Genomic DNA, 3,841 nt, shown 5'->3' with positions numbered 1-3,841 from the left:
AGCAGCCCCTCGGGCTCGGCGGCGGCGGCCAGCAGCTCCATCGCCTCGCACACTTCTTTTTGTCTGACTCGATCGGTCAGGCGCGGCCTGACCGGCGCGGCGGGCTCGTCGTCTCCTCGCAGCAGCGTCCGGGCGCGCTTGGCGACGGTCCGGTTGCGGGCACGCTCGCTCAGGGTTGAGAGCAGCTCCGCCCGCGCCTCGGGCGTCAGGTCCGCGAGTATCTCGTCCTCCATCAGGCGGTCCAGCGCCGCCATTGCCACGTCCTTTTCCTCGCTCTTCAGCGCCACGCTCTCCAGCTCGGAGACGTCCCGCAGGCGCTTGATCGCCTCGATCCGGACCGCCAGGGCGCTCCCCTGCCGGGCCACGGCGCCCAGCGCCTTGGGTGAATCGAGCCGTCCCAGCGCGGTCTGCGCCACCTCGGTCAAGACCGCCGAACGGGCCGCCGCGAGCAGCCCCGCCTCGTCGCTCAACGCCGCCAGGGCCCGCAGCGCCACAGAGAGGTCGATCGTCTGCGCGAGGGCCACCAGCGCCTCGTGCGCGCGCCGCTTCACTTCATCATCGGTATCGGTCTGGAGGATTTCGGAGAGGATGGTGGGATCCTCGAGACGGGCCACGGCGGCCCGCCGAATCTTCGGATCCTCGTTTTGCCAGGCGGGAGAATCGGCCCGGCGTCCGGAAAACAGTCCCATGGAATCCTCTCGGAGGCGGCAATTATAGCCGGGACGCGCCGCCGGGTGAACCCCGCCCCCCGTCTTTTCGGCCGCCGGGGGTTCCGGGGCTCTTCCGGGCGGCTTTCGACGGCCCAAATGGCCCGCGGCGCGGGGACAAGGGCCTGGTTCTCTGTTAGACTTACCGCCATTCAAAGGAACCGGTCGCCGCTGCGGGAGCGCCGCTCCATGCGGGGCGCGATTTCCGATTTCCCCCGAGGGATTCGACTTGGCACCCGAGACGACCGCCGCTCCCGCCATCTCCTTCCAGACCGATCCGACGCATTACCGCCACTGGAAGCTCGCCCTGGAGGGGCCCGTGGCGCGCCTGACCATGGCCGTGCAGGAGAACGAGCCGCTGGTGCCAGGCTACCAGCTGAAGCTGAACTCCTACGACCTGGGAGTGGACATCGAGCTGCATGACGCCGTCACGCGGCTGCGCTTCGAGCACCCGGAGGTGCGCTGCGTGATCGTGACTTCCAACCGGGATCGGGTCTTCTGCGCCGGCGCGAACATCCACATGCTGGCCAGCTCCTCGCACGGCTTCAAGGTGAATTTCTGCAAGTTCACCAACGAGACGCGCCTGGCGATCGAAGACGCCTCGCGCCATAGCGGCCAGAAGTACCTGGCGGCCCTCAACGGCACCTGCGCGGGGGGGGGCTACGAGCTGGCGCTGGCCTGCGACGAGATCATCCTGGTCGACGACGGGAATTCCGCGGTGAGCCTGCCCGAGACGCCGCTGCTGGGGGTCCTGCCGGGGACCGGTGGATTGACGCGCCTGGTCGACAAGAGAAAGGTGCGTCGCGACCTGGCCGACCTTTTCTGCACGGTGGCGGAAGGGGTGCGCGGCAGCCGGGCGCGGGAATGGAGGCTGGTCGACGAGGTGGTGCCGAAGAGCCGCTTCGAGGAGGAGGTGCGGCGCCGCGCGGGCGAAGCCGCGGCCGCCTCTCCGGCGCGCGCCACGCAAGGCGTGCCCCTGGCGCCGCTCGAGCGCAAGCTGGGCGATGATCGCGTCGACTACGGCCACGTGAGCCTGCAAATCGATCGTTCTGGCCGGCGCGCCACCCTCACCGTGCGCGGGCCGGCCGCGGGACTTCCCGGCGAGGCCGCCGCGCTGCGACAGCTCGGGTCGAAATGGTGGCCCCTGCAGGCCTTCCGGGAGCTGGACGACGCGCTGGTCCATCTGCGGACCAATGAGCCGGCCATCGGATTGGTGCTGCTCAAGACGGAGGGATCGCCCGAGGCGGTGCTGGAGCTCGACGCGGTGATGGACCGGCTGCGGGAAGACTGGTTCGTCTCGGAGGTCCGCTTCCTGATGGCGCGGGTCCTGCGGCGGCTGGATCTCACCGCCCGCAGCTTCTTTGCCCTCATCGAGCCCGGCTCCTGCTTCGCCGGCTCGCTGTTCGAGCTGGCGCTGGCCGCCGATCGCTCCTACATGCTCGAGGACGCGGAGAAGCCCAATACCGTGGCGCTGTCGCGGGCGAACGGCGGCGATTTCCCCATGACCCACGGTCTCAGCCGGCTGCAGGCCCGCTTTCTGGGGGAGCCGGAGCGGCCCGAGGCCCTGCTGCGCGAGCCGCGCTCCTACGATCCGGCGCAGGCGCTGGAAGCGGGGCTCGTCACGGTCGTCTCCGATGACATCGACTACGAGGACGAGGTCCGCGTCGCCTGCGAGGAGCGGATCAGCCTCTCCCCCGACGCGCTGACCGGCATGGAGGCGAACCTGCGCTTCCCCGGCAGCGAAGGCTGCGACAGCAAGATCTTCAGCCGCCTCTCGGCCTGGCAGAACTGGATTTTCCAGCGCCCGAACGCCGTGGGAGAGAAGGGCGCGCTGACGCTGTACGGCAAGCCCGAGCGTCCCACCTTCGATCCCCGGAGGACCTGATGCAGCTGCACGAGAAGATCCCCAACAACGTCAACCTGAGCCAGGACCGCAAGCTCCTGCGTGCCCTGGAGAAGTGGCAGCCCAATTACATGAAATGGTGGATGGAGGCCGGCCCCGAGGGGTTCCAGGCCGACAACATCTACCTGCGCACCGCCATCGACGTCGGCTCCGACGGTTGGGCCAACTTCGACTACGTCAAGATGCCCGACTACCGCTGGGGCATCTTCCTGTCGACGCCCGAATCCGATCGCCGCATCCCGTTCGGCGACTTGTTCGGCAAGCCGGTCTGGCAGGAGGTCCCCGGCGAGCACCGCAACCAGCTGCGGCGCATCATCGTCACGCAGGGCGACACCGAGCCGGCCAGCGTCGAGCAGCAGCGGCTGCTGTGCAACAGCGCCCCTTCGATGTACGACTGCCGCAATCTCTTCCAGGTGAACGTGGAGGAGGGGCGCCACCTGTGGGCCATGGTCTACCTGCTGCACGCCTACTTCGGCCGCGACGGGCGCGAGGAGGCGGAGGCGCTGCTGGAGCGGCGCTCGGGCGATTTCGACAAGCCGCGCATCCTGACCACCTTCAACGAGCCGATCGACGAGTGGCTGTCGTTCTACATGTTCACCATGTTCACCGACCGCGACGGCAAGTACCAGCTCCTGGCGCTGGCCGAGAGCGGCTTCGATCCCCTGTCGCGCACCACCCGCTTCATGCTCACCGAGGAGGCGCACCATATGTTCGTGGGCGACACCGGCATCGGCCGGATCGTCAAGCGCGCCTGCGAGCTGATGAAGCAGGATCCCAACGAGGACGCGCGCGCCGGCGGCGGCATCGACCTGGGCACCGTCCAGCGCTACGTGAATTTCTGGTACTCCAGCAGCCTGGACCTGTTCGGCGGGGAGATCTCCTCGAACGCGGCCGACTACTTCGCCTCCGGACTGAAAGGGCGCGCCAAGGAGGAGAAGTACCCCGATCACGTGGCGCTGGAAGGGGTCTACACACTGGAGGCCCTGGACGCCGGCCGGCTGGTGTCGCGTGACGTGCCGATGCGCAACGCCATGAACGAGGTGGTGCGCGACGCCTACGTGGACGAGAACCAGAAAGGGGTGGACCGCTGGAACCGGATCATCAAGGAGGCCGGCATCAACTTCGAGATCAGGCTCCCCAGCCGGCGCTTCAACCGCAAGATGGGGATGTACAGCGGCCACTTCTTCGATCCGCAGGGGAACCCGATTTCCGACGAGGAGTTCAACCGCCG

3 protein-coding genes are annotated in these 3,841 nt (G+C 68.3%); 2 read left to right on the top strand and 1 reads right to left on the bottom strand.

The window, feature by feature from the left end; all coding sequences use genetic code 11:
• A partial coding sequence (locus VFW45_14455) for a hypothetical protein (protein HEU5181987.1) occupies window positions 1–689 on the bottom strand: 689 nt, incomplete at its 3' end.
• Between the two features lie 247 nt (window positions 690–936).
• On the opposite strand from VFW45_14455, the gene boxC reads away from it, so the two are divergent.
• On the top strand, window positions 937–2,592 hold the full coding sequence (gene boxC, locus VFW45_14450) for a 2,3-epoxybenzoyl-CoA dihydrolase (GenBank protein HEU5181986.1): 1,656 nt from the start codon (window positions 937–939) through the stop codon (window positions 2,590–2,592).
• Window positions 2,592–3,841 (top strand): benzoyl-CoA 2,3-epoxidase subunit BoxB (boxB, locus tag VFW45_14445; GenBank protein HEU5181985.1); only part of this gene is annotated, 1,250 nt, incomplete at its 3' end. The genes boxC and boxB, both read left to right, overlap by 1 nt.

It is taken from the genome of Candidatus Polarisedimenticolia bacterium (genome assembly GCA_035764505.1).
In the GTDB taxonomy this organism is placed as follows: domain Bacteria; phylum Acidobacteriota; class Polarisedimenticolia; order Gp22-AA2; family AA152; genus AA152.
This window is presented reverse-complemented; position numbering and strand designations above follow the sequence as displayed.